This window comes from Rhizobium sp. P32RR-XVIII (assembly GCF_012641395.1).
Lineage (GTDB): Bacteria > Pseudomonadota > Alphaproteobacteria > Rhizobiales > Rhizobiaceae > Rhizobium.
The window spans coordinates 202,937-226,809 of sequence record NZ_JABAIH010000009.1 but is presented as its reverse complement, the minus strand read 5'-3'; the positions used below and the strand labels follow the sequence as shown (position 1 = coordinate 226,809).

The window sequence follows — 23,873 nt, the reverse complement described above, 5'->3', positions numbered from 1 at the left end:
GCCACCAGCTGATGTAGGCGTCGTCGGTCGGCGAGAGCAAGCTGCGTATAGCATCGGGACATGCCAAAATCTCCAAAGTGAAGCCATTGAAATCATTGGCATGTCGCACTTGGAAATAGAATGTACCCCTTCGATGTTTCAGATCGCGTAATCTGTGTTATGGAACAAACGAGCCATTTGTTCTTATTGCCGTGCCGTATCGGCGCTCGACCTTCAGATAACATCTTTATCGATAAAAGCCTCCTCATTAAATTTGGCGGAAGTCACCAAGTAAAGCGCACGATTCTCATGACCTTGCGCGGTCTGTTTTACGCTGCGCAATATGCCGATCACATCCTCAGCCGAGGCGGGAATCCAGTAAACTTGCTGTCGACGCAGCCCTCCCTTACACGGCTCCTATGATCGTCCTACCTCGAACCAATCGGTTATGACCTTTCCCCAAAAAGCATATAACTACGATAGACATATCCTCAGGCCGTCTCTGCCACCGTCCCCTCTTGCACACCACCCCTTCACCAGTTATACCTTTTTTACAAAAGAGGTATAACGCTAGGATTCCATATGATGACGGATCACGATCTCCGTACATACCCGCGGTGCGCAAAGAAGCCTGCAGGGATCGTCCTGAAGATCGGAATGCACGTTCTTAAAGGCGGCAAGATCGCTACGCCGACGATCGGTGCCGATGCACGTCCTGCTACGAGCGAGTAGTAGGAGATGGCTAAAAAGGATGGCACCTTTGAAGACTATTGACCTCATGTACCAGACGATGCTTGCCGAGTTGGGCCAGCGCTCGCTCGACGCCGCATGGACAGTCGACTTCCCTTCCGAAGGCACGTTCACGCCCGTCACCGTCAAGGGTCGCCGCTACTGGTATTTCGATCTTCCGGATGGACAACGCGGTAGGACACGTCGCTACGTCGGTCCTGCGACCGATGATGATATCGCTCGCCGTGTCGAGACCTTCAAGCGCGAGAAAGACGATCTTCGCGCCCGTCGACGGATGGTGTCCACCCTGACTCGCGAGGGCGGCATGCTCGCCCTCGATAGCATGTCCGGCGACGTCGTCGAAGCACTGGCGGCCGGAGGTCTCTTCCGGCTCCGGGGCGTCCTCATCGGCACGGTCGCCTTCCAGACGTACAGCGGCCTCCTCGGCGTGCGCCTGCCCATGGCGGCGATCCTCACCGGCGATGCGGACGTCGCCCAGGACTATGCCATCTCATCCGAGGTGCAGGACAGCCTCCCTCCGATTGTCGAGCTGCTGCAGGGCGTCGATCCAACCTTTCGGCCGGTGCCTCATCGATCCGGGGCCGCGGCGACGTCCGCGTTCCAAACGGACAGTGGGTTCAGGGTCGAGTTCCTGACGTCGAACCGCGGTTCTGACGACTACATGGACCAGCCCGCGAAGATGCCTGCCCTCGGCGGCGCTGACCCGCTGCGCTTCCTCGATTTCCTGATCCGAGATCCAGTGAGGACCATCCTGCTACACAAGAGCGGAATCCCTGTGACCGTCCCGGAACCGTCTCGGTATGCTGTCCATAAGCTCATCGTGGCCACACGACGACGAATGGATGATTTGAGTGCGTTGAAGCGCGAAAAGGACATCCGGCAAGCCGAGCTGCTGTTCGAAGCTCTCTACCAGACGAGGCGAGCATCCGACTTCGCGCTGGCGTACGACGAGGCGTGGGAGCGTGGGCCTGCGTGGCAAGAAGCGCTGCGGGAGGCGAGATACATGTTATCGGAAGATGGGAGAGCCGCTCTCAGCCGCATCCTCCGTCTCGGAAATCAGCAAATAGGGAAAGAGCGGTCGGAAGACCCTCAATGAGCCCGGAGAAGCGTCGCCCGCACGGCTCTCTTCGAGGCGCGGCAAACAAAGTAGCCAGTAAGCTGAATTAAGCTAAAGTGGCCGAGCGGCATATGGCGCTCGACTGACCGTGTTGGAAGGAGAGCACGCGCTCAATGAGGCTTCGATGGGTGGAACCGTAAGCCTGTACATGAGTTTAAAGCTGGCAATGTCTTTGCTCAATTCGAACCGTAGAAGGGATTTCCAGTGAACAATCTGATTTGGCTTGTCGGTGCCGTTGTAATCGTGATCGCGCTTTTGAGCTTCTTCGGGTTACGTTGATGGGTAGCGATTGGATGCGCTTAGTGTCTGCCGGGCCTCGCGGCGATGTTGAGCCGGCTCAGTTCCGCTTATGAGGTCCTCGTGGAGTCTTTGTTCGCGAGAAAGAGAAACGACGTAGCGCCGGCCATTCGAAAGCGAGGATCGCTGGATCCACTTTTCCTTCTTAAAAGTTTGCGCTCTTTCTAGGCCCACCAACTCTTCGCTTTCCCACCGTCGATTAGGACCTCTGTACGCTATTGGACGGGAACATTCGTACATCCACGCTGTTCGCCAAAGGAAACTCGCTGTTTCCTTGAGCCACGAGCGTCCGGTCCAATGGCAAGATATTTCTTTCATATCCGCGAAGACGATCAGATCGAAGAAGACCTCGAAGGTATAGATCTGCCGAACCTCGCGGCCGTACAAGAAGAGGCGCTCCAAGCGGCCCGCGAGATAGTGGCAGAACTAGTTGTACAAGGCGAACAGATAGGCAAAAAGCGGTTCGAAATCGTCGATGAAAATGGGGATATCATCGCGGTTTACCCGATCTCCGCAGTGGTGAAGTAAGTAGCGGCAGATGGAAGATCGTTTAACGCCTGCACTCTTGGCAGAGCCTCGGACCATACCTTAACGAACTGGACGCAGTTGAACCGCGAGCGTTATTTGCGCGGCCGCAGTCCTCTTCCAGTTCTAACACGCGCGATGAGCGACCCTCCGTGCTTCTGCCGCGCGGTCACGGTTTTCCCCAAACTAGGTTGTACGCTAACGTACTCAAATATTTTCTCGGGAACGCCCCTATTGCCAAGGCATTGCTCCAGCAAAGAAGGAGAAATGCCATGCCAAAGGCTTCAGTTGAATTCAACTGCGCATCCCAGACGGAAATCATTTCCCTGCTTCCAGCACTTAAAGCATTTGCCAGACGCTTCGAGCGGGTTGACAATGACGCTGAGGATCTGGTGCAGGAAACCGTTTCAAAGGCACTCTGTCATCTCGAACAGTTCCAAGACGGCACAAGCCTGAAATCCTGGCTTTTCACAATCATGCGCAACACACATTGCAGCAATTACAAACGCCGCAAGCGCGAGCCTGTTGGCTACGTTAGTGATCTCACGGAATATCAGGCGGCGGTGACATCGACGCAGGATTGGTCGCTCAGAGCCCGTGACGTGCAGGCTGCAATCGACAAGCTCGCGCCGCGTAATCGCGATGCTCTGCTCCTCGTCCTGGGAGGCACGAGTTACGAGGAAGCCGCCGTGATCTGCCACTGCGAGGTCGGCACCATCAAGAGCCGAGTAAACCGCGCTCGCAGCCATCTTTGTGAAATGCTTGGTGAAACAAAGTTTTCCGAAGCAGCCTCGCTGCATTAGTCAATAGACGTAAAATGAAAGGTCACGCATGGATAAGGGGATCGCTACGTGCCTGCTCGTTTTGGTAACAATGCGAAGGCGGCCTCGTGCTTAAGCCCGGTATGTAAGTCGTCCACTAGCACGACGAACTGGAGCGTTCCTTAGCTTCCAGGGGCCGGCACGATGCCTTGATCCGCTCAGCGAGCGCCCCAATACTGTTAGGGCGGAACGAACGAATGGATGACGCTGCGGAAGTAGGCTGAAAGGTCCATACAGCAGCCCGAATCGGCAAGGGCGTTTTCTTCGCTTGAGCCGTCATTCGCGCTGTGCGTTAACCATTCACTACCGCACGGATCACTGTGGGACTTGTTGGATAACGCACCAAGTAGAGTTTCGTCGCACGCTCTCTACGAGGTCCACTATTAAGAGGCTCGCTTGCTTCCCAGGCGAGCCTCTTAAGATATTATCGCATCTAGCCGCCGCATGCCGTCTTGCCTTCCGTCATTTCCGCGATTTCCGCCAAGACTGCGTCATCTATCGTACGAGGACTTGCTGGTCATGCCATTTCGGAATCTGCTCTCGAGACTCCTCGAGGGTGATCCAGTTCCCTTCCTGCATGATCACTAGCGAGCCAGACGTGCGATAGGACCTTGCTTGCGCTTAGCCGCCGATACGCGCCGGATGCTTCCCCGCGCAGCACCTTAAAACCGTACGCTACCGCATAGGAACAATGTAAAACCTAGCGTTAAAGGAGCGGACCGGCGGGTGTAGTCCCTATCCTTTGGACGAAATTTCGTGGCTTTGCATTGCGGCGCTCGAAAGAGCCGATCTGAAGATCCAGAATGCTAACCAAGCAGTGGAGTAAACCCGTAGAAGTGGCATTTTGGCGTGGAAGGTGCAGACCGACTCCGGGCTGTTTGATGCCCTGATTTATCTCGACGCGTACTCTTAGGCGAAATGGAACAAAGTTCGCACTCCGATGCTTTTAAGACATTCGCGGAGGAATAGATGACGGCGGCACCAAAGACACATCCATCGATCAAGCCATATGACGGCCCGGCAGGCGGCTGGGGTTCTGCCAAGGCGGTGGGAGAGATTCTTCTTCGAGAACACATTCCTGCTGCCGGACCGACGCTGCTTGCCCACCAGAACAAGCCTGACGGCTACATGTGCGTCAGTTGCGCCTGGGCGAAGCCCGCCAAGACGCGTCCTCTCGAATTCTGTGAGAACGGCGCGAAGGCGACAGCGTGGGAAGTAACACACCGCAAGGCCGACCCGTCTTTTTTTGCGAAACATACGCTCAGCGAGCTCGAAGCCTGGCGGGATCACGATCTCGAAGAACAGGGCAGGCTCACTCATCCAATGCGGTGGAACCCGGCGAATGACCGATACGAACCTGTGGATTGGACGGCCGCCTTCGAAGAGATCGGTAAGGAGCTGCGTTTACTATCGCCTCGTCAGGTGGACTTTTACACCTCGGGCCGCGCCTCGTTGGAGGCGTCCTACATGTATCAGCTTTTCGCCCGCATGTTCGGCAGCAACAACCTGCCGGACAGTTCCAACATGTGTCACGAGAGCACCTCCGTCGGACTACCGGAAAGCATCGGCGCCTCCGTCGGCACCGCGATTCTTTCAGATTTTCAGAATACAAGTTGCATATTCTACATCGCGCAGAACGTCGGCACCTCCTCGCCGAGGATGCTGCACGACCTTCAGGATGCGGCCGACCGTGGCGTTCCGATCGTCACCTTCAATCTGCTGCGGGAACGCGGGCTTGAACGCTTCAAGAATCCCCAGGCGCCGGGCGAGATGCTGACCGGTAAGGAGACGCCCATCTCCTCGGAATACTACCAGGTGAAGAACGGCGGCGATGTCGCAGCCTTGTTCGGGATCTGCAAGGCGCTGATCGAGGCCGACGATGCGCTTCACTCATCCGGTGCAAGCAAAGTGGCAGGTGACGATGACCGTCCGCAGGACCTGTCTAGTGCGGCGGAAGTCGCGTTTGCCGCCTCGATCGCCGCCGCCGACAAGAAGCACGTGCTCGATCACGACTTCATCCGCCAGCATACCACAGGCTTCGAGGAATTCGCCGCTGCCGCTCGCGCTTATGAATGGGGTGAGCTTGAGCGCGTCTCTGGGCTGACGCGCGCGCAGATGTCCCAAGCAGCGCAGACCTACGCGAACGCACAGACCGTTCTCATCATCTACGGCATGGGCGTGACGCAGCAGGTCATGGGCGTCGACAATGTTCACATGATTGCCAATCTTGCCCTGTTGCGCGGCAATATCGGAAAGCCGGGCGCCAATATTTGTGCGGTACGCGGTCATTCGAATGTACAAGGTCAGAGAACGGTCGGCATCACCGAAAAGCCCGGTCTGGCACCGCTCGACAAGCTGGCGGAACTTTATCACTTCGAACCCCCTCGCTGGACTGGACGTTCGACGGTTGAGACATGCGAAGCCATTCTGAAAGGTGAGGCGCGCGGCTTCATCAGCCTCGGCGGCAATTTTCTGCGCGCAATTCCGGAGACGGAGGCGATGGAGGCGGCCTGGCCGAAACTGCGGCTGACTGTTCAGATCGCCACCAAGCTCAACCGGAGCCATGTCATCCACGGCGAAATCGCGTATGTTCTGCCATGCCTTGGCCGGATTGAAATCGATCAGCAGGAAAGCGGAGCGCAGGCCGTCTCGATAGAAAGCTCCATTGCGCATTTCCATGGCTCCAGGGGGCGGGCCACGCCGGCGAGCCAGGAAATCCGCTCCGAACCGGCCATTATCGCCGAAATGGCGAAGGCGACGCTCGGCGCATCCGACGTACCCTGGGATCGATGGGTCGCCGATTACAGTGAGATCCGGAACGCAATCGAGCGGACCTATCCCGAGACTTTCAAGAATTTCAACGAGCGCCTGTTTCAGCCCGGCGGCATCCCTCGTCCCCTGCCTGCTCGCGAGCGCAAATGGGTAACGAAAACCGGAAAGGCGAATTTCATAACGCCCGAGCGTCTTTTCCCGCAGTTCGACATTCAAGGTGATGCCCGAAATGTCCTGCATCTGTCGACGCTGCGCTCCAACGACCAGTTCAACACGACCATCTATGGCTATAGCGACCGCTTTCGTGGCGTGGACGGAACGAGAAGGATCGTCTTCATGAATGCTGAAGACATCGCCCGACTCGGTCTTGCCAACGGCGGCAGCGTCGATCTCAGAACCGCGATCGACACTTCCGTGAGCCGGCAGGTCTCAGGTCTGCGTGTCATCGAATATAACATTCCGAACGGGTGCTGCGCCGCGTATTATCCGGAGTGCAACCCGCTTTTTCCGCTGGGACATCACGATGCGAAATCGAAGACGCCATCCTACAAGCTGCTTCCAGTCTTCGTCACCCGGTCGGAAATCGCGCCGACCGACTAGAGCCTATTGGATCAGCCGATGGCTACGGTGAAGCGGGCAATGTCTGTCACTTGGGCGCCGGCCGCGGCGTTTGTGGCCTGCGTTGCTGTCGGCGTCTGCATCGGTTGGGGTCGCGAGGGGCGAACGTATCGGCTTGATCCCCCCCTCGCAACGGAGCTGGAAAATATCCGGCTCATGCCGAACGGGATCAGCGGAGCTCCGCCTGAAGTGTATTTTGCCCTGGGAAAGCCTTACGAGAACACGGCCTTCGATATGAGCCAGGGTAAGCGTCTTTATTCCTGGTTCGGCTGCCCGGCTTGTCACGGAGACGGCCGAGGCGGCACCGGTCCTTCCTTTCTGGATGGATGGTGGCTCTACGGGCCGGAAATGGTATCGATCGTCGCATCGATCAGGGACGGGCGGCCCCAGGGCATGCCGCCGTTCCGCGACAAGATGACCATAGACGAGATTTGGCAGCTTGCGGGCTATGTGAAATCCATCGGCGCCTATTCCGCCAAATACACCGCGCCCAGCCGCAATGACGACAGCCAGACGCGGCCAGCCGAGAATCGGGCGCCGGCCGCCATCCTTTTCGACCAGGGACCCGCCGGCCCGCATCCTGACCAGGGGACTAGCCCTTGAAGCGCGCTGCGGTTTTTGCCCTCTTTGGCGCAACGATCCTTCTGTCTGCATGTACGGGCATGCAGTCCGCACTCCACGCCGAAGGCCAAGCTGCCGTTGCTTTGAAGCAGCTGATCCTGCTCATCGTCATCGTCTGCGCCATCGTATGGTCGCTTGTGGTGCTCGTGCTTGCTCGGGCCCTCTTGCGCATCCACCGTGAGCGCTTCGACGATCGGCGCGAGCGAAAGATGCGCAGCGCGGTCTACGCAGCAGTCGTTGCGACCGTGGTCATTATCAGCGGACTGACGATTGCAAGCTTCTACACCACGCATGCCATTGGCCAGGCGGCGGAGGACGCCCTGACGGTCCGGATTCGCGGCCAACAATGGTGGTGGCAGTTCATCTATGTCGATCCGATCTCCCGAGCGGAATTTCAGACGGCAAATGAATTGCATATTCCGGCAGGCCGGGATGTGAGGTTGCAGTTGGAAGGCGCCGACGTCATCCACTCGTTTTGGGTTCCGAGCCTCGCAGGCAAGCAGGACCTCATTCCCGGCCGAACCAATACATTGACCATTCACGCGGAGCGGCCGGGTGTTTATCGAGGCCAATGCGCTGAATTTTGCGGGCTGCAGCACAGCCACATGGCGTTACTGATCGTTGCGCAGAGCGAGGCTGACTACCGGCGGTGGCTGGAGGGGCAGCAGCGCGACCGCGCGCCGCCTGGGGATCCGGAAGGGGCTGCGGGCGAAGCAATCTTCATGAGTAAACCATGCGCCGCCTGTCATGCCGTTCGTGGGACGCCGGCGTCGGGCACGACCGGTCCGGATCTGACGCATGTCGGAAGCCGGCAGACGATTGCAGCCGGGCTGCTGCAAAATACTCGCGGCGCGCTCGCGGCCTGGATTGCGGACCCCCAGACGCTCAAGCCGGGCAACAACATGCCGCTGGTGACGCTTTCGAGCGACGAGCTTCAAAAGGTTTCTGCATACTTGGAAAGCCTTAAATGACAAAGCATGATGCACCGCCGACCGATAGCGAATTCGATGACGAGAGCATCGATATCCAGCTGCGACGGACCTGGAATACTCCATCCGGTTTCTGGGGCGCGTTGACGACGGTTGACCATAAGATTATCGGCCGCCGCTACATCGTCACTGCTTTCGTTTTTCTTCTTCTTGGCGGCGTGTTGGCACTTGCGATGCGTTTGCAGCTGGCATCTCCCGAAGCCCGGTTCCTCAGCCCGGACCGGTACAATCAGATATTCACCATGCACGGCTCCAACATGATGTTCCTATTCGCCGTGCCGGTAATGGAGGCGATGGGGGTGTATCTGATCCCTCTTATGGTAGGCACCCGCAACATTGCCTTTCCGCGCCTCAACGCCTTTTCCTACTGGATCTTCGTTGCGGGCGGCATTTTACTGTGGGTGGCATTTGCATTGGACGCGGGACCCGATGTGGGTTGGTTCGCTTACGTTCCGCTTTCCGGCCCCGAATACGGAGCCGGCAAGCGCGCTGACATCTGGGCGCAGATGATCACATTCACCGAGTTGTCAGCGCTCGCGGTCTCCGTCGAAATCGTGGTGACCGTTTTAAAGCAGCGTGCGCCCGGCATGTCGCTCGATCGCATACCGCTGTTTGTCTGGTCCATGCTGGTAACGTCATTCCTGGTCATCATGGCGATGCCGGCAATCATGGTGGCGAGTTCGTCACTCATTCTAGATCGCCTCGTGGGAACCCATTTCTTCAATCCGGCAGAAGGTGGCGATGTGCTGCTCTGGCAGCATCTCTTCTGGTTTTTCGGTCATCCGGAGGTCTATATTATCTTTTTGCCTGCCGTCGGAATGGTCTCGACGATGATCTCGACCTTCGCCCAGAGACCCGCCTTCGGATATCTGGCTTTGGTCATGGCTTTGATCGCCACTGGCATCTTGGCCTTTGGATTATGGGTCCATCACATGTTCGTGGTTGGACTGCCGCGCCTGGGCGAGAGCTTTTTCACTGCTTCGAGCATGGCCATTGCGATTCCGGCCGGCATTCAGATCTTCTGCTGGCTTGCAACGCTTTGGGACGGGCGTCCGATCTTCAAAACACCGATGTTGTTTATCATCGGATTCATAGTCACATTCGTGCTTGGCGGCCTGACGGGTGTGATGGTCGCCTCCGTTCCCTTCGATACGCAGGTGCATGACACCTACTTCGTGGTGGCCCACTTCCATTACGTGCTCATCGGGGGAGCGGTCTTTCCCCTGTTAGGGGCCGTTTACTACTGGTTTCCCAAGATGACCGGTCGGATGATGAGCGAACGTCTGGGCCGCTGGGTCTTCGGGCTGATCTTTGTCGGCTTTCATCTCACGTTCTTTCCGATGCACATCCTCGGGCTCATCGGCATGCCGCGCCGCATATACACCTATCAGCCGGAAATGCCGTGGGCCAATCTGAACCTGTTCATCAGCCTGAGCTCGCTTGTATTGGCTTGCGGCTTTCTCATGTTTATCATCGACGTCATCCGTAGCGCGCGCAGCGGCGCGATTGCCGGGCCCAATCCCTGGAATGCTTCGACGCTGGAATGGGCGACACAATCTCCTCCGCCTGCCTGGAACTTTCGCCGCATTCCGGTCGTGGAGGCGCGCGAGCCCCTTTGGGCAAATTCTGCCGAATTGAAGGTCGTCACCGGCATGCGGCTGGATCGACGAGAACTCATCGTTAGCACAGTTGTCGAGGGCGTGCCCGAAGCCCGCGAATCCTCGCCGATCAATTCCATCTGGCCCCTACTGGCGGCGCTCGCGACATCAGTCATGTTGATCTGGTCAATGTTTTCTCCTTGGGCCGTGGTCTGGGGATCCATTCCCATTGCAGTAGCCTTGATTGGCTGGTTCTGGCCGAAAGGCGTGCCGGAGGACGAGTCATGAATGAACGTCCGGTTCTCGATGTTTCCCACCTGCCGCTCGCCGGCATGGGTAGCGCAAGTCTCACCTGGTGGGGGACGCTGGCATTCATGCTGATCGAGGGAACCGGATTTGCCCTTGTGATCGCCGTCTATTTGTACCTGGCAAGCCTCGCCGGCCAATGGCCCATCGATGCCCCTTTGCCGGATCTGCTCCCCGGCAGTGCGCTGACTGCACTGCTTGTTGCCAGCCTTGTTCCGAACCTTCTCCTTTCTCACTGGGCCAAACAGAAACAGCTCGCAAGAGTCCGCATCGGCATGATCGTCATGGTGCTCCTCGGCATCGCCCCTCTGGTCTTGCGGGCCTTCGAGTTTCCGGCCGTGCACGTCAAGTGGGATACCAACGCTTACGGTTCCATCGTCTGGGTCATCCTCGGTCTGCACACCACTCATATTCTCACGGATCTCATCGATACCCTGGTGCTGGCCTGCCTGATGTTCACCCGTCACGCCGACAATCCGCGGCGTTACGGAGACGTTGAGGATAATGCGATGTACTGGAACTTTGTTGTGGCGACATGGGTTCCGCTCTACCTGTGTCTCTACTGGATACCGCGCCTATGGTAGTATCGCTGATACGGCTGAGCGGCTTGGTTGCAGCACCCCTTATCTGGGCTGCGAACACGCAGCTGGGGCAGATTCTGCCCTATTCCGACTGCCGGACGCACGTGCCGTTGTCGGCGGCCGTTTCGATATTGCTCACCCTTGTGACAGTGGTGGCGGCACTTTCCCCTCTTGCGGAGAGAACGCCTGTCGCGTCGCGAACGCCACTATTTGTCAATCGTCTGAGCCTGCTCACTGGCCTGGCCTTTTCTTTCGCCATGCTGATGCAGTCGGCCGCAACCTTGCTGATCGATACATGCCAACGCTGATCGTCCTATCGATCCTGCTTTTCTCGGCTGCGCCTCAGGCCGCCGCTCATGGCACGGAAGTGCATGCCGGCAATCTGGCGTGGAGCTTTGATCCCTTTGTCGTCTACCTCCTTGCCGTCGCCGGCACTTTATACGTCATGGGTTCGTGGAAGCTGTGGCAGCGTTCCTCCGCAGTACATCTCTCCATGGCTTGGCGCGGTATAGGCTTCGCCGCCGGCTGGTTCACCTTGGCCATGGCATTGGTGTCTCCGCTGCATTGGCTGGGGGAACACCTTTTTACCTTTCATATGATCGAGCACGAAATCATCATGGCAGTCTCAGCGCCGCTTTTCGTCCTCGCCCGGCCGGCAGCTGTCTTCTTGTGGGGACTGCCGAATGGCATCAGACGATGGATTGGAGGAAAGATGGGGACGTCGCCGGCTCGAGCAATTTGGACAGGGCTAACCGGCGGAACCGTTGCCACCATTCTACATGGGGTGGCGATATGGGGGTGGCACGCCCCTGCCCTGTTCGATGCCACAGTGACGAATGTCGCACTTCATCGTCTGCAGCATCTGAGTTTTTTCGTGACGGCCGTTCTTTTCTGGTGGGCGATCCGCTGGCGCAGCGATTTCGGCGTCGCCGCTTGGCATGTGTTTCTCACCATGCTGCATACTGCTCTTCTCGGAGCTCTGATCGCGCTTTCGCCGCATGTTCTTTATCATGCGCAGACGCAGGCGGCCGGCGACTGGGGCCTTACGCCTCCGGAGGATCAGGTACTGGCCGGAATGGTCATGTGGATTCCGGCAGGAACTATCTATGCCGCGGCCGCATTGGGTCTCATCGCATCGTGGATATTGAATTCCAGCCGGGCGAGGTGGACATGACGGATATTTACTCTCCGAACAGATATTGGGCAGTGACGCTGCTGGGCGGAGCAGTCATCGGCCTTGTCGCGGCGGTTTCTACTCAAGCCCTAAAGACCCGGCAACAAACGATGGAAACAGCCCGGCTTCTAACGCGCGGTGATCCCACCCACGCGCCGGAAGTATTCCGGCAGTACGGATGCGCAGGCTGTCATACCATTCCCGGCGTCGCGGGTGCAGATGGGAAAGTTGGAGGCGATCTGTCCGGCCTGCGCGAGCGAGTCTACATCGCCGGCGTTGCCAACAACACACCTGACGATCTCATCCGCTGGATCGTATCGCCCCGCGTCTTTTCTCCTAAAACGGCAATGCCCGAGACCGGAATATCCGACGCCGAGGCGCGGGATTTGGCCGCCTACCTGTATGCTCATTGACCTCAGGGGTGTGGAGTGGGACGGACAGGCAGTGATTTGATATAGACCGCGATAGCGTCCCTGTCGCTTTGCGGCAGCAGGGCTGTATTGGTGACGACGGCGGCCATTGATGAGCCCACGCGCCCATGGTTGGGCGTATTGCCGCTCTTGAGCAGCTCGGCGATCTCGCCTTGAGACCAGCTACCAATCCTCGTCGGCGTGATATTGGGAACGAAACCTGTTCCCTCCGGATCCTCGCCGCCGGCAAATCGCGTGTCGGGTTTGACTGCGCCGAAGAAATTGCGCGTGGAGTGGCATTCTGCACAATGGGCGATGCTCTCGGCCAGGTAGGCTCCGCGGTCGTGGCTCGGATTGCCGTTGAGCTGTGCTTGAAGCTTGCCTTCATGAAAAAACAAGATCTTCCAAAAGCCGACAAAGCGCCGGATGCGAAATAGCGCGGCTAAATCGTGCGGAGGTGCACGGCCCGACACTGGCGGCAACGTTCGCAGATAGGCGAACAGGTCCTTTACGTCTTGCAAAGACATGCCTGTATAGCTCGGATAGGGAAATACCGGATAGTAATGTTTCCCTTGCGGTGAAGTGCCTTCAATCATGGCATTGGCCAGATCGGCGACCGTCCAATTTCCGATGCCGTCGGCGCGATCCGGCGAGATGTTTGGGGGGCGGAAAGTCCCATAGGGTGATGCGAGGGCAAGGCCGCCGCCCAAATGGAGCCGGTCAGGCTGTCCGGGCGTGGCGTGACAGGACGAACAATCACCGGCCGCAAAGACAATCTGGCCCTTTGCTGGATCACCTGAATCCGTCAGCCCCGGGTCGTCCGGTTCGAAGGTCCGGTTGGGTTCGCTGAGCCACCAAGCGACGACCGCGGAGAATACGGTCAATAACGCGATCGGCACCGACCACTTGGGCATGATAGTCCATCTCAAGACACCAGGTTACCCTTACTAACTCTCTATGCATGCAGCCGTTCCTCTCCAGCCGTATTTTCGCGAGTTCCAGCTTCAATGTGCATTGAAGCGGTGGGGCCCCTCGCCCGCAGCCCCTTTGAACATAGGAAAACCAGCCGCACGCACTCCTGCTTCGGCCAAAGCGGCTCAAGCGGAATGCAAACTTGAGCGGGATCAACGCGGGATCGAGCGATGCGAGCTTTCGCTCGCCTATCTTAAAGAGCAGGCATCCGCGAGGCTGAACCGTTTGCCATTACCGCCCAAGGTTTTCCAAAACCCCGCCCAGGGTGACCCGTGCTGATCCCGTGACCTTGCCAAAGGCTAATCAAGCAGTCGGGTGAGACAGGAGCCAAGCTGTCAAAGAAGCTCAATGCTTCATCTTGCGACGTGAAATTCGCCGGCTGCAAAGAACGCCTTTGCCGGTCGTGAGTCAGACGTTACCCCGACAGGCGTCCGAACCTTCCTGTCCTCTTGCACTCGCGACACGTCTCAAGGTTGACGTTGCCGGTTCCCTGACATGGGCGGCAGATATTCTCCGCAGCGTATGGCATGCCTGGGGCGCGGAGTCGTTGTTTCTTGCTGTTGTGGTTTCGGTGCCCGATCGTTCATTCTCCTGATTCCCTGATCTCCGTCTCGATCGAACACCAACAGCTCGAAGCCCAGCAAATTCCAGCGATGATGGAGCTTGGGGCGCCCTGAGGATGCCCAGACGACTCATGACCCGCTGGCGGGCGTCACACGCCGGATCACGTTGCCGACGAGCAATGCTCCCATCTTGTCAAAGGTCACGCCGACCGGACGACCCATGGCCGTGCCGGCTGCCCCGATGAAGCCGCTGAGGACATTTCTCGGCCGGTCTACAGGCTTACCGTTCTGAAAAGCTATGAAGATCACCTTATACCCGCTGTAGACACTTCGGTTCCAGGAGCCGTGTTGGCTCACGAATGCGCCGCCGTGGTATGGCGGCGGAAGTGAAGAGTCCTGATCGAAGGTCAGCCCTAGCGAAGCCGTGTGGGAGCCGAGCGCATAATCAGGTCTGATTGCCGTGGCGACGAGGTCCGGCCGCGGCGGCTTGGCGCGCACGTCGACATTCTGGCCGAAATAACTGTAAGGCCAGCCGCAAAAGCCACCTTCGCGCAGCGACGTCATGTAATCCGGGACGAGATCATCCCCAATCTCGTCGCGCTCATTGACAGCCACCCAAAGCCTGCCGCTCTGCGGATTCCAGGCAAGTCCGTTGGGGTTTCGCAAATCCGAACCGAAAACCCGCGTTCTCCGGCTAGCGAGATCGACCTTCAGCACCGCGGCGCGGCTTTGCTCCGCCGCGATGCCATTTTCGCCGACATTGCTGTTGACCCGACGCTGACGTAGAGCGTCCGTCCGTCGCGACCGGTAATTAGATCCTTGGTCCAGTGGTGATTGATGTCGCCGGCCGGTAGATCGATGACCTTTTGCGGCCGCGCCGTTATTTGGATCTGCCCGGGAGAATAAGGGTAGGCAACGATCGCATCGGTGTGGGCGACATAGAGCTTGCCGTTTAACAACGCCACGCCGAAGGGCGAATTGAGACCCTCAATGAACGCAGTGCGCAGGTCAGCGATACCATCATGGTCCGTATCCCGCAGCAGCGTGATGCGGTTGGCGCTCGTCGTCGCCGCGCCGGCCCGCTTCATCGCCCCCGCCATGAAAATCTTGCGCAGGCTGAAGCCGCTCTCCTTCTTGGTGGGCGTATTTGTCTCCGCAACGAGCACGTCGCCATTCGGCAGTACATGCATCCAGCGCGGGTGATCGAGGCTACCAGCAAAGGCGTTCACTTTCAGGCCCGGCGCTGGTCTCGGTCTCACGCCACAAGGCCATCCTGTCGCGTCGGCGATGTCAATCTCATAATGGGTGAGTAGCAAGTCATAGTCGGCAGTCACCCCGCCGCCGAGCGAATTCGCGATCGGGGCACTCATATATCTGCATGCGCCCTATTGTAATAATACCGAGGAACCGACGCCTTCTCCGGCAGTTCTCCTTTGACGAAAGGAGAACCCAATGACGAACGATCCCGAAGCCGGCTTCACCGGATCACCATCTGAGAAACCCGAAGGCGTCCGGAAGGTGGCATCTGACACAGCCAATGCGATAAAGAGAGAGGCCAATGCTGTCGTCGCAGGCGCGGCAGACCACCCGCACACCGCGAGCACACTGATCCTCGGCATTGGAGCGCTGGCCTTCAGCATGGGCTATCTTCTTGGCCGATCGTCCGCCACCACCAGCCGCCGGTATTGGAGATAATGACCATGGCAGGCGGCGGTGATTGGATGGAGGGGATTAAGGAAAATAAAGGACGAGCTATACCCGTGCATGAAGACGAAGTGCGGAAACGGGCCTATGCCATTTGGGAGCGAGAAGGAAGACCTGACGGTCGTCATGAGGACCACTGGATCGAGGCAAAGCGCGAAATCAAACGGGAGTCAGGTGAAATCGTGGGCGGCGATTTTCCCAACATGGATGCCCTGAGGGAAGCCGCGCGCGCGCATACCGACGCGTTCCTGATTGCAACTGACCTCGAAGATCGCGATCAGCGCGAATCCTCGCCAGGCACAGAGCATCCTTGAGTACGGTGAAAGGAGAAAGATGATGAAGACAGTGACAACAATTGTGACCACATGCTGCATCCTGCTTTCACTCGCCGCCTGCGGCAATACTATCCGCGGGATAGGGCGAGATACTGCCAATACGGTCAATGCCACGCAGAACGCCGGTAATCGTGTTGCAAACGCTGCCGCCCACTAGGAACAAAGAGCCGCCGGCCCTTGCGCCGACGGCTCTAGAAAGCGGAACATCGGTGGCAAAGGCGACAGACCGACGTCAGGCGTGCGGGCACTTACCACTTCCAAAACGGTTCGAAATAATGGCAAGAGCTCTGGGCCGCATCACACACAGTAAAAGGCATAACCGCCACCGGGTTTTGGCACCGGCGCTGCCTCGGCCGTCCCGACAACGTGCGTTCTTACGGGTCAGGACTTATGAAAATCGCCCATTGCGTGACGAATTTTGACGAGAAGGAAAAACACAGGAAAGTGCCTACACCTTTCAAGTCTTTCCGATGCGGTCAGGGGCGAAATCCGTCTCTCACCTTCGGGTTGGCAGCATGGGCGAGCTCGCCAAGCATAAGCCTTGCCTCGCGCATGTTTGCTTCCATCCGTTCCATGCTGCCAAACAAAATCGATGAATTGCTATGGCCCAAGAGTCCATCACACTGGCACCGGCATAAATGACCGCGAGAAAATGGCTGCGAAGGCGGCGTTCGTGCCGGTCAACGGGGTTCGTCCGCAGTCTCACCAAGGGTGTCCGCCACATAGGCTCCGCGCGATCCCATCGGCAACGGCGCTCCCGTGGTGGTGTCCTTCGCCGTCTGGTGTTCCAGTTCCGCGTTCAGCTCGCCTCCCAGGATCAGGATGACGATCGAGAGCCATATCCACACCAGGAAGCCGATCAGCGCGCCGAGGGTGCCGTAGGTCGCGTTGTAGTTGGCGAAGTGGTTTAGGTATAGCGAAAATCCCAGCGACATTGCAAACCACGAGACGGTTACGAGAGCGGCACCCCACGTCATCCATCGAAACTTGGCGGGCTCGCGGCTTGGACCGAAGCGGTATACAGCGGTGGTCGCTGCCCCCGCGATCAAGAGCATAACGGGCCACCTCAGAAGCAGGGCCATGTGCTCCTTGAACTGGTCGAGCCAAAGATAGGAAAGCACCACAGGCATGACGGCGACCAGCGCTATCATTGTGGCGGCAGAAATCATCGCGCCGAGAGTGAAGCACAGCCCTATGAGGTTAAGCTTGATCAGTCCTCGCTTTTCTCTCTCTTCATAGGCCACGTTCATCGCATCAAAGACCGCGAGCGTGCCGCTATGCGTGCTCCAAAGGGCTATAGCAAGGCCCACGAAGAAGGTGATGCCAAGCGTCGAGCTGCGGCTTTCGGCGAGGCTCTTGATGCGATCGGCGATGAGATCGAAAGCGCCCGGCGGAAGCACGCCTGAGAGCTCCTGCAGGTGGTCAGCCATGGTGACCGGATCCGCGATCAGCCCATAGAGCGCGACGAGAGCCGACAACGAGGGAAACAGAGCCAACAAGAGGTAGAACGTCACCCCAGCCGCGATGAGTGTCACACGATCATCGCTGACTTCGTGAACCACCCGCCAAAAGACATCGCGTAGCCCTTTCACAGGTATCGCCTCGGGGACGTTTGCGTCCCTGCCGCGGCCAGCCTCCCGTTCATTCTCCGCTGACCTGTCTGTCAGGGGGTCATGTGTGCCCTTCAGCGCGACGAGTACGCCGCCCACCACGACAAGGAAGGCAGCAATACCCGAGAGCTTGGTGCGCGGACGACTGAGCATGGGTGACTCCACTTCAGCAGGATGCAATTGCGGTAGCAACGGTTCTTACGAGGATGCGCTTCCCGCTTACTCACCCCCGATTTGGGAACGGTCTCCTAAACTAAGCGCGAGAAGCCCCCAAAGTTCCGCGTGGCGATGCCCGTCTCGAAACAGCGCGACCGCGAAGCGCTTCTCCTCGTGTCCTTGCCGCTGCGCAGCGGTTCATCCCGAAGCGAGCTCACCTGCCCGGCGAGATTTCGAAGATCTTCAGGATGATGGAGATCGCCAAGGCCGTGCTCGAGCAGAATCCGCGCGTCAAGGTCGAGATTCTCGACCTCAGCCGCATCGCGTCTGAATACGGCCAGCAAATCCACCATGCAAGGCATGCTTTTCCACCTCGGCGGCGTCGAGGCCCATGGCCTCATGATCGTGACTCCGGTCAACTGGTATCAGACTTCCTCGCCCCTCAAGCTGATGATCGATCGTCTAGTCTGCGCCGACGGCGGCAATCCCGATCCGACCACGACGCATGGTAAGCACGCCAAAGAGGCGAAAGAAATAGAGATGAAGGGCTGGAACTATCCCCGGCATCTTGCCGGCCGGCTGTTTTCCCGAGGGAACGGAAAACGTTCGGCGCGGCCTTTCGGATTGGCTGAAGTCGATGGATCTGGTTCCCGCCGGAACGCTGGCCGAAATCGACCGGTATATCGGTTACTGGGAACCGTATGCCACAAACCATGTGGCATACGAGCAAGATCACGGCATACAGGACGAGCTGCGCAATGCCGCGCGGACGCTGTACGCAGCGGCGTGGCAAAGCGACAGGGTCAACAGGTAGCCGCGGATCCGGCCTAGATCAACCCCGAGAGACGTAGGTGACGGCGATGAAAATCTATGCAATCGCGCTGTTCATCCCCGGGGCTATCGCGCTCCCTCTGGCCTAGCTGCCCTTCCTCGCCGATCGCACTTTCCCGGCTGATCTCCTGCATGGGAACTCGATCGATAACATCCGCTGAGCCCGGCACCTGACGGAACCGTTCATCGTCGCCCTGCTGGCCCGAAGAAAGGCCGTCCTCTGCTACGGCGCGGCGCTAACGACTGTTCCAGTTTCCAGCTACAAACCCAGTCGCGTTGGGAGCTCGACCGAGGTACGGAACCACGAACCGGCTCACAGGTTTTGGATGACAACCGAGATGATTCCAAACAAGGAGCCGACGATGACCAGCTATCCGACCCCGCCATTCAGCACGCCCAAGCAGCCTATGCCCGGCAGCACGAATGCAATGTCGCCCATTCCCGACCATGGAGAGCAGAGTTACCGGGGATCCGGTCGACTTGCAGGACAGAAGGCGATCATCACCGGAGCGGATAGTGGCATCGGCCGGGCCGTCGCCATCGCCTTCGCCCGCGAGGGCGCCGATGTGCTCGTGTCCTATCTCAACGAAGATGACGACGCGCAAGAGACGAGATCCTGGATAGAGAAGGAGGGCCGCAAGGCCGTGCTCGTCTCCGGAGACATCCAGAACGCGGAGCATTGCCGCAAGATCGTCGACACCGCTGTTGCGGAATTCGGCGGCATCGACATCCTTGTCAATAACGCGGCGCATCAGGCGAGCTTTCAGGATATCGGTGACATCAGCGATGAGGAATGGGAGCTTACATTCCGTGTCAATATCCACGCGATGTTCTATCTGACGAAGGCCGCCGTCCAGCACATGAAGCCGGGCAGCGCCATCATCAACACGGCGTCCATCAATGCTGACAGCCCGAGCCCCCACCTGCTCGCCTACGCGACGACGAAGGGCGCGATCCAGAACTTCACGGCGGGTCTCGCTCAGATACTGGCTGACAAGGGCATCCGCGCAAATGCGGTTGCCCCCGGCCCGATCTGGACTCCGCTCATTCCCTCGACGATGCCCGAAGAAGCTATCAAGAACTTCGGAAAGCAGGTTCCAATGCAGCGCCCCGGTCAGCCGGCAGAGCTTGCGACGGCCTACGTGATGCTGGCCGATCCGCTGTCCAGCTACGTGTCGGGTGCGACGATCGCTGTCACTGGCGGCAAGCCGATTTTGTAGTACTTGGACCTGTCGAGTTTCCCCTGTTGGAGTGGTACTACTTCCGCAACGGTGACACGGGACATATCCACGACTTCATCCATCGACGTCGTCGCCAGACTCGAACAGATGCGCGCAGGCGAAGGTCGTCGTCGATTTTGGTATCGTCGACTTTCCCAGCGGATAGAAATCATGGACCGGATCGACGCAGCATTACGCCGGGACGGCGCCCTTGATCAATGCTTTAGGACTCGCGAGCCATTTGAACGGCTAGGAGCCATGGAACAAACAAGAGATTGCCGTGTTCCAATGTCGGAAGCCTACCGGATAGAAAGGAGCTTCGCACCAAGTGGGTAAATGTGATTCAGGAGACCGCGCGGCCTCTACGGACCGAGGTATTTGGTGATAGGGTCCGCACGGAGAAGCAATGTTCAATAGGATTCTCAACCTTCTCGAAGACAGCGACCGCGAACGATTGCTAAAGAATTTGGAACCCGCATACCTGCCGCGTTTGACAGTGCTTTCTGAGCCGGATCAGCCTCAAGACTATAGCTACTTTCCCGAGTCCGGCATCGGCTCGATCATGGCTGTTTCGCCCTCTGGAGAGACCGTCGAAGTGGGCATTTTCGGCCGGGAAGGAATGACGCCTCCGAACAGTCTCTTTGAAGACGATCAAGCACCCTTCAAAGTGTTCATGCAAGTGGATGGGAGCGGTCACAGGATCAGGAATGAGCACTTGTTCGCGGCCATGGTCGAAAGCCGGCCGATGCGAAAGCTCCTGAGCCGTTACGCGCAAACGCTGTTCGTGCAAACGGCTTACACCGCCCTTGCAAACGCCACTCACCGCGTCGACGAACGGCTGGCTCGATCGCTATTGATGGTTCACGACCGTACCGCCGGTGATCGGCTATCCGTTACGCACGATTTCTTGGCTGGACTGCTCAATGTGAGACGTCCAAGCGTGACGACAGCCCTCCATATTCTTGAGGGCCATCGCTTCATTGTAGCCGAGAGGGGTCAGGTGACCATACGCAACCGTCAGGCTTTGGAGGCATTCGCCGGCGATGCTTATGGTGTACCCGAACACGAGTTCGCTCGTCTCATTGGATCAATGTACTAGACACAATCATCACCCCGTGCAGTGTTGCATACGGCAGGCATAAGCAGAGAGCTTTGATGTGCCGACCAATCGGCATCGACGCTCCATTTTAATAGCATGTTATTGCGTTCGCAACTCTTCTTCCGGGGAGTGCAGGTCCCGCTTGCTCACCCCGATTTGAACGCGTCGGCCTCCTCGACCACTCCAGCCTTGGCAGCATCATGAACGTCGGACGCGGCTGAAACGGTCTTGCTATAGACGTCAGATGCAATCTCCGTTCCTTGATCCATCATCGAGGACGCCTTGATGGCAACCGTGTCTTTCGCCGCGTCGGCGGCTTCGCCGAAATACTCGTCTTCGGTTTCCGTATGCGGCAACGCCGCCCCGATCGCAGCGCCCACTGCAAATGCGAGAGCGCCGCCAACGAGGGGTTGATCGCGGAAGTGGGTTAGAATGGCATCGTTCAATTTGCTCGCCTGCTGTTGCATGCTTGCTCCTGCCGAAGTGGAGCTCTCCGAGATCGAGCTGGCAGCATCCGATGCGCGCGTTCCGATATTGCTTGCGGTGCCCTTGACCTGAGCCCATGTTTTTGAGGCCCAGCCCGACGCGGCGTCAAACATCGCTCCCGTCTCGTCGACGATCTGCACGATCTGCCTCCCGGTGGCATCCGCAAAGCCCCGATACGTCTTTCCCGCGTCGTCCATGAAATGCCCGGCGCGGCGTCCGGCATCGTCGGTAATGGCTTTCAAGCGTTTCCCTGAGGTGTCGGCGAAATGGCTGTAGCGGACACCGTTTTCGGTTTCCGGCGGGCCGATCCGCCGCACCGGTCCCTCCACCTGATAAAGAGGATAGTCTTCATCTTCATCCAAACCAGCGCTCGACGAGGCGGCAGACGAAGACGGATATTGCTGCTTTGCCATAAGCCAAGCGAGGCTAATGCCCATCAACGCGACCGGCAGGGGATTGTCCTTCAAAGCCTGGCCGAGATTTCTGACATACTCGCCCCCACCGCTGCTCTTCGCGTAGACCAGAACTTCATCGATGAGCTGGCCCGGCGACATTCGCTCCTGAATGGCGTCTATGCGATCTCCTATACGTTGCCGATCAGCGTCGATCTCCCGCTGAAGATCGGAGGATGTCTTTTCAATTGAGTTGGCCATCAGATCTTCTCCTTCACGGCATCGACGTCGCGGCGCAGCGATGTCGTCGTGCGATCAAGCTTCAAGTTGCTTCCGCGCAGTGCGCTCAAGCCTCGTGACACCATCGCCCAGGCGATCAGGGCAATGATGAGGCCGACAACAAGTGCGGCAAGCGCGCTGGCGTTCGGCTGCGTCATGCCTTGGCCGACCAAAAAGGATGAAAGGCCGCCGACAAGCGCACTCAGTAGGACGCCGACGGCGCCGATCGCGAGCACCACGCCAACGATTAGAACCTCGATGCCGCTCAGCGCCTGTGTGAGTTTTTCAGAAGCTTCGGTCTTGGCGAGGTCGATTTCTTTGCGTAGGAGTCCCGTCAGATCGGCCACGAGTCCGCTCACGAGTTCGGAGAGCGGGATGTTTTCGGTCGGTTTAACCATTTGCAGGCCCTCCGCTCTTCGTGGAAAAATCGGATTGAATACCCGTATTCTCCTGTCGCGAGCTTGCCTTCGCCGGTCGACTTGCCGAGGCCGTTAGAAAGCGGCTGGCCGCAAGCCCTGCCAATGCCGCGATTCCAAGAAAGGCTAGTGGCTGCTTGCGTCCGAAGTCTTCGGCCATGGTTGCTACTTCGCCGAGGTCGCGTCCCTCCATCTGCTTTGCAAAACTTTGCACGCTACTCCCGATCTGCCTGGCGTATCGACCGACCTCGGATTGATCGGATTTTTCGAGCTCCAAGCCAACCTTCTGAAGGGCGGTTGCGATGCCGCCGACCTGACGGGCAGCAAAATTTGTCTGCTCGGAGACGGCCTCCTTCGCCTTGACGACCGCGGCCTCGGCGCCCTCCTTGATGGTGTCGCGTGCGCCGCTCAGGTCCTCGGCGATCTTGTCTTTAAGATCGCTCAACTGCGCTGGGCTCGTCGTCGATGGATTGGGCTCTCCGCTTTGTGGTGGCGACTGGCGCAAGGGCGCCACCTCGCTTTCCGAAAACTCGTTTGACATTGAATCCTCCCATGCATGGTTAACGGCGGCTGCCATATCCCGCGAACTATCGACTGGATGGTTTGTTCCTCTTCGGTGATATGGTTTGTGGAACCTCTCCCTGCGGCCCTTTCTGATCACGAAGCATCCTAAGGGGAACTCATTGATCGAGCGATTTGAACTTGCATACTCTCCCTGCGCGATCATCAATGCCGCGCCCCGGCGCGGCACGCGAGCTGCTCCACGTGGCATTTAATTGCGTGGAAGCTCGTGGCAGGCATGCTAGATAGATCTTCCTCTGGATCGCTCCCGTCTCCGTGAGCTGAACCATGATCTCCTGCGATGGATGGCTTCGTCACCATCAGGGTGTCGTCAGTCACTCATGTGCAAGGAGACGAGCTCGCGGCCCTTCTCCTCTGACCGTCATGGCGCCATCGATTATAAGAGTGTCGATGAGCTGCATTGCTGCTCTCCCTTCCGCCGCAATTAAGCTACGCCAGGGTCCGCAAGAAAGCCCGGCGACAGCCGGGCTTTCGCAGATTCCCAAACCGGGAATCATGGTCCTCAATATCTCCATCACCGCCGGAGGATTTGCTTCCCCGCTGAAAGAGACAAGGCATATGGTCATCGCAGCAGGCCGGATTTCCTTTTGCCGCACAGGAGTTCCTGTGGCCTGATTGGGGGCGCTGAGCTGCCTATTACAATGATCGGCAAGGATAGCGCGGGCTGATA

The 23,873-nt window shown here is 58.3% G+C and carries 22 protein-coding genes and 2 pseudogenes; 17 read left to right on the top strand and 7 right to left on the bottom strand.

What is annotated here, in order from left to right:
- Positions 1 to 739 precede the first annotated feature (739 nt).
- The 11 genes from HGP14_RS24095 to HGP14_RS24045 all read left to right on the top strand — a co-directional run bounded on the left by HGP14_RS24095 (position 740) and on the right by HGP14_RS24045 (position 12,561).
- Positions 740 to 1,825, top strand: a complete 1,086-nt coding sequence (locus HGP14_RS24095; protein ID WP_168832376.1) for a GSU2403 family nucleotidyltransferase fold protein — start codon at positions 740 to 742, stop codon at positions 1,823 to 1,825.
- A gap of 615 nt (positions 1,826 to 2,440) precedes the next feature.
- A complete protein-coding gene (locus HGP14_RS24090) occupies positions 2,441 to 2,671 on the top strand; it encodes a DUF6894 family protein (RefSeq protein WP_168832375.1) in 231 nt (76 codons plus the stop codon).
- A gap of 269 nt (positions 2,672 to 2,940) precedes the next feature.
- Complete coding sequence (locus HGP14_RS24085) at positions 2,941 to 3,471, top strand: sigma-70 family RNA polymerase sigma factor (RefSeq protein ID WP_168832396.1); 531 nt, start codon at positions 2,941 to 2,943, stop codon at positions 3,469 to 3,471.
- 987 nt (positions 3,472 to 4,458) lie between these two features.
- A complete protein-coding gene (locus HGP14_RS24080) occupies positions 4,459 to 6,861 on the top strand; it encodes an FdhF/YdeP family oxidoreductase (protein WP_168832374.1) in 2,403 nt (800 codons plus the stop codon).
- 39 nt (positions 6,862 to 6,900) lie between these two features.
- Positions 6,901 to 7,482, top strand: coding sequence for a cytochrome c (locus HGP14_RS24075; protein WP_168832395.1), 582 nt, complete (start codon positions 6,901 to 6,903; stop codon positions 7,480 to 7,482).
- 59 nt (positions 7,483 to 7,541) lie between these two features.
- Positions 7,542 to 8,471 carry a cytochrome c oxidase subunit II gene (gene coxB / locus HGP14_RS24070; protein WP_168832373.1) on the top strand — a complete coding sequence of 310 codons (930 nt, stop codon included), beginning with the start codon at positions 7,542 to 7,544 and terminating at the stop codon, positions 8,469 to 8,471.
- Positions 8,468 to 10,375: a cytochrome c oxidase subunit I gene (gene ctaD, locus HGP14_RS24065; protein WP_168832372.1), complete on the top strand. Its 1,908-nt coding sequence runs from the start codon at positions 8,468 to 8,470 to the stop codon at positions 10,373 to 10,375. Before coxB ends, ctaD begins: the two co-directional genes overlap by 4 nt.
- Positions 10,372 to 10,977, top strand: a complete 606-nt coding sequence (locus HGP14_RS24060) for a cytochrome c oxidase subunit 3 (protein WP_168832371.1) — start codon at positions 10,372 to 10,374, stop codon at positions 10,975 to 10,977. The genes ctaD and HGP14_RS24060 overlap by 4 nt, the downstream gene beginning before the upstream one ends.
- Complete coding sequence (locus HGP14_RS24055; RefSeq protein WP_168832370.1) at positions 10,971 to 11,282, top strand: hypothetical protein; 312 nt, start codon at positions 10,971 to 10,973, stop codon at positions 11,280 to 11,282. Before HGP14_RS24060 ends, HGP14_RS24055 begins: the two co-directional genes overlap by 7 nt.
- A complete protein-coding gene (locus HGP14_RS24050; protein WP_168832369.1) occupies positions 11,270 to 12,148 on the top strand; it encodes a cytochrome c oxidase assembly protein in 879 nt (292 codons plus the stop codon). Before HGP14_RS24055 ends, HGP14_RS24050 begins: the two co-directional genes overlap by 13 nt.
- Complete coding sequence (locus HGP14_RS24045) at positions 12,145 to 12,561, top strand: c-type cytochrome (RefSeq protein ID WP_168832368.1); 417 nt, start codon at positions 12,145 to 12,147, stop codon at positions 12,559 to 12,561. The genes HGP14_RS24050 and HGP14_RS24045 overlap by 4 nt, the downstream gene beginning before the upstream one ends.
- Positions 12,562 to 12,563: 2 nt before the next feature.
- Here the strand turns inward: HGP14_RS24045 and HGP14_RS24040 are convergent, their stop codons facing one another.
- From HGP14_RS24040 to HGP14_RS24030, 3 genes and pseudogenes are all read right to left on the bottom strand, one after another.
- Positions 12,564 to 13,472 (bottom strand): cytochrome c, encoded by a 909-nt coding sequence (locus HGP14_RS24040; protein WP_168832367.1) that lies wholly within the window; start codon positions 13,470 to 13,472, stop codon positions 12,564 to 12,566.
- A 251-nt stretch (positions 13,473 to 13,723) separates the two neighbouring features.
- The gene (locus HGP14_RS36735) at positions 13,724 to 13,879 is read right to left on the bottom strand and encodes a GXWXG domain-containing protein (protein ID WP_205927307.1); all 156 of its coding nucleotides are present in this window, start codon (positions 13,877 to 13,879) and stop codon (positions 13,724 to 13,726) included.
- 343 nt (positions 13,880 to 14,222) lie between these two features.
- Positions 14,223 to 15,388, bottom strand: a pseudogene (locus tag HGP14_RS24030) (PQQ-dependent sugar dehydrogenase); the annotation flags it as partial.
- 157 nt (positions 15,389 to 15,545) lie between these two features.
- Between HGP14_RS24030 and HGP14_RS24025 the strand changes: the two are divergent.
- The 3 genes from HGP14_RS24025 to HGP14_RS24015 are packed head-to-tail and all read left to right on the top strand — an operon-like array spanning position 15,546 to position 16,289.
- Positions 15,546 to 15,788 carry a hypothetical protein gene (locus HGP14_RS24025; RefSeq protein WP_168832366.1) on the top strand — a complete coding sequence of 81 codons (243 nt, stop codon included), beginning with the start codon at positions 15,546 to 15,548 and terminating at the stop codon, positions 15,786 to 15,788.
- A gap of 5 nt (positions 15,789 to 15,793) precedes the next feature.
- Positions 15,794 to 16,111 carry a DUF2934 domain-containing protein gene (locus HGP14_RS24020; protein WP_312862177.1) on the top strand — a complete coding sequence of 106 codons (318 nt, stop codon included), beginning with the start codon at positions 15,794 to 15,796 and terminating at the stop codon, positions 16,109 to 16,111.
- A gap of 22 nt (positions 16,112 to 16,133) precedes the next feature.
- On the top strand, positions 16,134 to 16,289 hold the full coding sequence (locus HGP14_RS24015) for an entericidin (RefSeq protein ID WP_168832364.1): 156 nt from the start codon (positions 16,134 to 16,136) through the stop codon (positions 16,287 to 16,289).
- Between the two features lie 523 nt (positions 16,290 to 16,812).
- Here HGP14_RS24015 and HGP14_RS24010 read toward each other — a convergent pair.
- On the bottom strand, positions 16,813 to 17,895 hold the full coding sequence (locus tag HGP14_RS24010; RefSeq protein ID WP_168832363.1) for a YihY/virulence factor BrkB family protein: 1,083 nt from the start codon (positions 17,893 to 17,895) through the stop codon (positions 16,813 to 16,815).
- Between the two features lie 189 nt (positions 17,896 to 18,084).
- Here HGP14_RS24010 and HGP14_RS24005 point away from each other — a divergent pair.
- The 3 genes and pseudogenes from HGP14_RS24005 to HGP14_RS23995 form a co-directional block, all read left to right on the top strand.
- Positions 18,085 to 18,749: pseudogene (locus tag HGP14_RS24005) on the top strand (NADPH-dependent FMN reductase); the annotation flags it as partial.
- Between the two features lie 342 nt (positions 18,750 to 19,091).
- Positions 19,092 to 19,949 (top strand): SDR family oxidoreductase, encoded by an 858-nt coding sequence (locus HGP14_RS24000; protein ID WP_168832362.1) that lies wholly within the window; start codon positions 19,092 to 19,094, stop codon positions 19,947 to 19,949.
- A gap of 406 nt (positions 19,950 to 20,355) precedes the next feature.
- Complete coding sequence (locus HGP14_RS23995) at positions 20,356 to 21,048, top strand: Crp/Fnr family transcriptional regulator (RefSeq protein WP_168832361.1); 693 nt, start codon at positions 20,356 to 20,358, stop codon at positions 21,046 to 21,048.
- Between the two features lie 146 nt (positions 21,049 to 21,194).
- Here the strand turns inward: HGP14_RS23995 and HGP14_RS23990 are convergent, their stop codons facing one another.
- The 3 genes from HGP14_RS23990 to HGP14_RS23980 are packed head-to-tail and all read right to left on the bottom strand — an operon-like array spanning position 21,195 to position 23,162.
- Complete coding sequence (locus HGP14_RS23990) at positions 21,195 to 22,187, bottom strand: DUF3618 domain-containing protein (RefSeq protein WP_168832360.1); 993 nt, start codon at positions 22,185 to 22,187, stop codon at positions 21,195 to 21,197.
- Positions 22,187 to 22,603 carry a phage holin family protein gene (locus HGP14_RS23985; protein WP_168832359.1) on the bottom strand — a complete coding sequence of 139 codons (417 nt, stop codon included), beginning with the start codon at positions 22,601 to 22,603 and terminating at the stop codon, positions 22,187 to 22,189. Before HGP14_RS23985 ends, HGP14_RS23990 begins: the two co-directional genes overlap by 1 nt.
- Positions 22,596 to 23,162: a nutrient deprivation-induced protein gene (locus HGP14_RS23980; RefSeq protein WP_246704565.1), complete on the bottom strand. Its 567-nt coding sequence runs from the start codon at positions 23,160 to 23,162 to the stop codon at positions 22,596 to 22,598. Before HGP14_RS23980 ends, HGP14_RS23985 begins: the two co-directional genes overlap by 8 nt.
- Between the last annotated feature and the right edge of the window lie 711 nt (positions 23,163 to 23,873).